Genomic DNA, 6,000 nt, shown 5'->3' on the forward strand with positions numbered 1-6,000 from the left:
TAAAAAAATAAACCAATAACAAGGAATAATAATGAAAGATAACCACCTTAATTTTAACTCAAAATCAATAAATAACACCCTTTAGAAGAATAAAAAATGAACAATAAAAATATTGATTTCAGTTCAAGGGCGAGAAATGTTTCCTTAACCAAAGATAAGGAGACATTTATTCTTAATGGGCGTGCAGTAGGAGCCAATGCCGCAATAGAATGGGTTAGCAACTCATGGGAAATAGTTAAACCCAATCTTGGTAATTGGATACTATTGCTTTTCCTTTATCTTATCTGCTTTACCATTATCCTATTGGTCCCATTTATCAACCTCATTGCTTTATTTATTGCACCTGTATTCATGGGTGGTTTTATGGCTATCTGTGAGGAATATAGAAAAAAGGGTAGTTTTAATATAGGATTATTTTTCCATGGATTCAAAAAAAATTTTGGCTCACTACTAGCTGTCGGCATATTCACTATTCTTATTTTAACTGTTGGAGTACTCGCAGCCATAGTTATCGGTAGCGTAGGAATATATCAATTTTACCTTATCGGACAAGGTAGTGAGATTGATATAGCCATGGTTCTTCTCATTTTCTTTATATTTATTTTGACCTATATTGCCATAATGTTTTTTTCTATCCTTGGGCTGGCTTATACTTGGTTTGCTCCTGCACTGATTGTCATTAATGGCTTAAAATTCAGTGATGCTATATCAATGAGTTTCAATGCAGTGAAAAAAAATCTTCTTGGTGGTTTTATCTTTTTCTTATTAATGAATATGACCATCACTCTTTCCATAATCCCATTAGGCTTAGGGCTATTTATTACCATACCTATTTATTTGGCAGCTTACTATACGTCTTATCGTAGTATCTTTTATGCAGAATCAAAAGAATCTGAAAACTGATAGGTTCAATATAAAATATTTTTTACAAAAGGAACTTAAAGAGGATGGATATAAATCATTACCGATAAAAAAAGCGCCCAACACGGCGCTTTTTTTATTATTTAGAATAATAGGTAATTAACCAATATATTCCAGCCCTTTCATATAAGGACGCAATACTTCTGGAATTTCGATACGGCCATCTGCCTGCTGATAGTTTTCCATCACTGCAACCAGAGTACGGCCCACAGCCAGACCAGAACCATTCAGTGTATGCACCAACTGGGTTTTCTTGTCATCTTTGCTGCGGAAACGTGCTTGCATACGACGAGCCTGAAAATCCCACATATTAGAGCATGATGAGATTTCACGATAAGTATTCTGCGCTGGCAGCCAAACTTCCAGATCGTAAGTTTTTCTTGCGCTTGCGCCCATATCACCCGTACATAGCAACATCTTGCGGTAAGGCAGTTTCAATAACTGCAATACTTTTTCTGCATGTCCGGTCAGTTCTTCCAGAGCATCCATTGATTTTTCAGGATGGGCAATCTGAACCAATTCAATTTTATCAAACTGGTGCATACGGATCAGGCCACGAGTATCGCGGCCATAAGAACCCGCTTCAGAGCGGAAACAAGGTGTATGCGCCGTCATTTTCAGTGGCAATGCACTTTCATCCAGAATATCACCACGGACAAGGTTGGTAACCGGCACTTCCGCAGTTGGAATCAAGGCATAGTTGCTGCCGGTTTCTTCTTCCAATGGATTGGTGTGGAACAGATCTTCACCAAATTTAGGCAGCTGACCAGTGCCATACAGCGTTTCATGGTTAACCAGATAAGGTACATAAGTTTCCAGATAACCATGCTGTTCGGTATGCAGATCCAGCATAAACTGTGCCAGTGCACGGTGCAGACGAGCAATCTGACCTTTCATTACCACGAAACGCGAACCCGTTAATTTTACCGCAGCGGCAAAATCAAGACCGTTGGTTAATTCACCCAGTGATACATGATCTTTAACTTCAAAATCATATTGGCGTGGCTCGCCCCAGCGGCTAATTTCCTGATTATCACTGTCATCTTTTCCATAAGGAGAAGAATCATCGGGAATATTAGGCATTCTTAATGCAAGCTCACGGATCTCTGCCTGCAATATTTCCAATTCAGCTTTCGCTAAATCAAGTTTTTCTCCCAACTGATTCACTTCCTGACGCAGTGGTTCAATATCTTCACCACGGGCTTTCGCTGCACCAATAGCCTTCGATCGGGAATTACGTTCTGCTTGCAGGGTTTCAGTTTCAACTTGTAAAACTTTACGACGCTCTTCTTGTTTACACAGCGTCTCCACATCAAGGGTATAACCCCTGCGAGCCAGTTTTTCGGCGACTGCGTCTAGCTCATTACGCAGCATATTTGGATCGAGCATGCTATTCCTGTGCTTGTTATTGAAAAAATTGTTATTGAGAAAAAAGTGGTGAAATCAGCTCGGATTGACCAAGCCGACACATATACCCTTACCGCATAAACCTTACCGTATCAATCGCATCAGCGGTAGCGTTTTATCTGGCTATTTTGATCCTGTTCAATTAGCCAGTTTAATTTATCACCGATCTTACCTTCCAGCCCTCTGGCTGTCGGATGATAATAGCGAGTCTCTCGCATTTCTGGTGGGAAATAAACTTCACCAGCAGCATAAGCATTCGGTTCATCATGGGCATAGCGGTATGCCTCACCAAATCCCATTTCCTTCATGAGTTTGGTAGGCGCATTGCGCAAATGTGCAGGAACGTCATAATCCGGCTTATCTTGCGCATCCACCATCGCGGCCTTGAATGCCATATAAACCGCGTTGCTTTTCGGAGCGCATGCGAGATAAACAATGGCCTGTGCAATCGCCCGTTCCCCTTCTGCCGCGCCTACTCGTGCAAAACAATCCCACGCGGCAATGGCTACCTGCATACCTCGCGGGTCAGCATTACCCACATCTTCAGATGCAATGGCTAATAAACGACGGGCAACATAAAGCGGATCACCGCCTGCTGTAATGATTCTGGCGTACCAATAAAGCGCAGCATCCGGCGCTGAACCACGTATTGATTTATGCAGGGCTGAGATTAAATCGTAATACCGATCACCTTTATTATCAAACCTCGCACTCCGTTCCCCGCTGACCTCTTTCAGTAACTCCGGTGTCAGAACTCGTTGCCCCTGTGCATTGGCTTCCGCCATATCTGACATCATTTCCAGCAAGTTCAATGAACGACGAGCATCACCTGCGACCAATTCTGCGGCCATCTGACGGGTGTCGTCCTGCAACACAATATTTTGCCCACCGAAGCCACGTTCTTTATCATTCATAGCCTGAAAAAGCACTTGCTCAATTTCGGCTGCCGACAGTGATTTCAGTAAGTAGACACGAGCTCGTGACAACAAGGCTGAATTTAATTCAAAGGAAGGATTTTCGGTTGTCGCACCAATAAACGTGATCGTGCCATCCTCAATATGCGGTAAAAAGGCATCTTGCTGACTTTTATTAAATCGATGGACTTCATCAACAAATAAGATAGTCCTGCGACCTGCATTACGATTTTGACTCGCTTTCTCTATGGATTCACGAATTTCTTTGATACCAGATGTAACCGCAGAAATACGCTCGATATCGGCTTGCGCGTAATGGCCAATAATTTCAGCCAGCGTTGTTTTCCCCGTTCCTGGTGGCCCCCACAGAATCATGGAGTGAAGATGACCCGCGCGGATTGCTCTTGGCAAAGGCTTGCCTTCCGCCAGCAAATGTTGCTGACCGATATAATGATCTAATGTGACTGGCCGCATTCTCGCGGCCAGTGGCTGAAATTCATTTTGTGAAAAATCGAGTGAAAGATTGTTCACTTAAACCTCACTAACGCTGATCATCCAACGTGACGCCCTCTGGCATGGTGAATTTGAATTTTGATTCATCAACACGGGTATTTTGCTGCCCTTTTAATTGATAAGCACTTTTTTGTCCATCCTGTTCAACCGCTGTAAATTTCTGAATAGTCCCCTCCGGCGTTACAGTGATTGAAAAATGTTTCAAATTTCCATTTGCGTTACTGGGTGTCAACTCGAAATTATTGCCACTTTGTACAACGTTATATTGCTTCCAGTCAGCAGAATCATTACGTGCAATCAACATAAATGGTGTATTGCCTGCAGCATCTTTTAACCAATTAGCGGTCACTTGTTCAACAAATGGGTTATAGAACCACAGTGTTTTGCCATCAGAAACCAAGACACTCTCATCAGGCGATGTCATGTGCCAGTTGAACAAATTAGGACGTTTGACCCAAAGTTGCCCTTCACCGTTTTGGATCGCTGAACCATCACTACTAGTGACGGTTTGGGTAAAACTGGCGTGAAAGCTATTCACCTTACCCAAGCGACCTTGTAGATCCTGCGAGGCATCAGCCCATGCAGTACCCACACTCACACCCATCATCAGACAACCAATCAACATCAGTTTTTTCATGTGCGAGATACCTTCAATTCATATTTATGATCAGCATTAATAGCCGATACCGCATTTAAAAGTGACTTATCAATGTTCATGCGGCGGAGGCGCCAAAACTTCACGATTACCATTGTGACCAGGGGTACTGACAATCTGCTGTGCTTCCATCTGTTCGACAATTCTGGCTGCTCGGTTATATCCGATGCGGAACTGTCGTTGTACACCGGAAATGGAAACCCGACGTTTTTCGGTCACAAATTGAACCGCCTGATCAAACAGAGGATCCAATTCTTCATCGCTATCCAATCCCAGACCACCTTCACCGTCTTCTCCACCCTTGATAATACTATCAATATATTGAGGACGGCCACGGGCTTTCCAGTCGTTGACAACTTCATGAACTTCCTGATCGCGAACAAATGCGCCATGAACACGTACAGGAATGGAAGAGTTTGGGGCCAGATAAAGCATATCCCCCATGCCAAGTAATGATTCTGCCCCACCTTGGTCAAGAATAGTACGAGAATCAATTTTACTGGAAACGGTAAATGCGATGCGCGTCGGGATATTTGCTTTAATCAGCCCTGTAATGATATCAACAGAAGGACGCTGTGTTGCCAGCACCAAATGAATACCTGCGGCGCGTGCTTTCTGAGCCAAACGCGCAATCAACTCCTCCACTTTTTTCCCTACCGTCATTATCAAATCAGCAAATTCATCAACCATGACAACGATATAAGGCTCTTTTTTCAGCATAGGATGAGTTACATCCATACTGTCACCCGGTTTCCAGAAAGGATCGGGGATCGGGCGCCCCATATTTTCCGCTTGTTTGATCTTATCGTTATAGCCGGCGAGATTACGCACGCCCAAAGCTGACATCAACTTATAACGACGTTCCATTTCGTTCACACACCAACGCAGCGCATTCGCCGCATCTTTCATATCAGTGACGACTTCCGTCAATAAGTGCGGAATGCCTTCATAAACCGACAATTCGAGCATTTTCGGATCGATCATGATAAAGCGGACATCTTCCGGTTTCGCTTTATACAAAATGCTGAGGATCATTGCGTTGACCCCCACTGATTTCCCCGATCCCGTTGTCCCTGCGACCAGTAAGTGAGGCATTTTACCCAAATCAGCAACTACTGGCTGACCTGCGATATCTTTCCCCAAAACGATAGTTAATGGCGATGGGTTATCGCGGAATTTTTCACAGTCCAAGACTTCACGCAGATAAACTGTATGGCGTTTTTTATTCGGTAATTCCAAACCTACGTAAGGTTTCCCCGGAATCACTTCCACGATACGAACCGCCACCGCAGAAAGTGAGCGGGCAAGGTCACGCGACAAGTTGGAGATACGGGAAGCTTTAACTCCTGGAGCCAAATCCAATTCAAATCGTGTAATAACCGGGCCTGGTGAGAACCCAACAACATCCGCTTTGACGCGATAATCATTCAGGCGCGCTTCAATCAGACGTGAAATCTGTTCAAGGGCAAACATATCGACGGGCTCTTCTTCTGCTGGCGGTTTCGTCAGAAGATCTAGAGAAGGCATCGGTGTTGTTGGCTTTGGCAATGGTTGATCATTACGCATCAAGAATGGATGGAACAGGCTCGA

Annotated in this window: 5 protein-coding genes; 1 reads left to right on the forward strand and 4 read right to left on the reverse strand. The window is 43.8% G+C overall.

What is annotated here, in order from left to right:
• Positions 1-96 precede the first annotated feature (96 nt).
• A complete protein-coding gene (locus tag PSI22_RS08665; RefSeq protein ID WP_273579397.1) occupies positions 97-903 on the forward strand; it encodes a BPSS1780 family membrane protein in 807 nt (268 codons plus the stop codon).
• Positions 904-1,020: 117 nt separating this feature from the next.
• Here PSI22_RS08665 and serS read toward each other — a convergent pair whose 3' ends face one another.
• The 4 genes from serS to PSI22_RS08685 form a co-directional block, all read right to left on the reverse strand.
• Positions 1,021-2,310 carry a serine--tRNA ligase gene (gene serS / locus PSI22_RS08670; protein ID WP_273579398.1) on the reverse strand — a complete coding sequence of 430 codons (1,290 nt, stop codon included), beginning with the start codon at positions 2,308-2,310 and terminating at the stop codon, positions 1,021-1,023.
• Between the two features lie 119 nt (positions 2,311-2,429).
• Positions 2,430-3,773 carry a replication-associated recombination protein A gene (locus tag PSI22_RS08675; RefSeq protein ID WP_273579399.1) on the reverse strand — a complete coding sequence of 448 codons (1,344 nt, stop codon included), beginning with the start codon at positions 3,771-3,773 and terminating at the stop codon, positions 2,430-2,432.
• A 10-nt stretch (positions 3,774-3,783) separates the two neighbouring features.
• Entirely contained in the window at positions 3,784-4,392 is a 609-nt protein-coding gene (lolA, locus tag PSI22_RS08680) for an outer membrane lipoprotein periplasmic chaperone LolA (protein ID WP_038201018.1), read from the reverse strand.
• 69 nt (positions 4,393-4,461) lie between these two features.
• The coding region (locus PSI22_RS08685; RefSeq protein ID WP_273579400.1) for a DNA translocase FtsK at positions 4,462-6,000 on the reverse strand (1,539 nt) is incomplete at its 5' end.

Source organism: Xenorhabdus aichiensis (assembly GCF_028598775.1).
In the GTDB taxonomy this organism is placed as follows: Bacteria; Pseudomonadota; Gammaproteobacteria; order Enterobacterales; family Enterobacteriaceae; genus Xenorhabdus; species Xenorhabdus bovienii.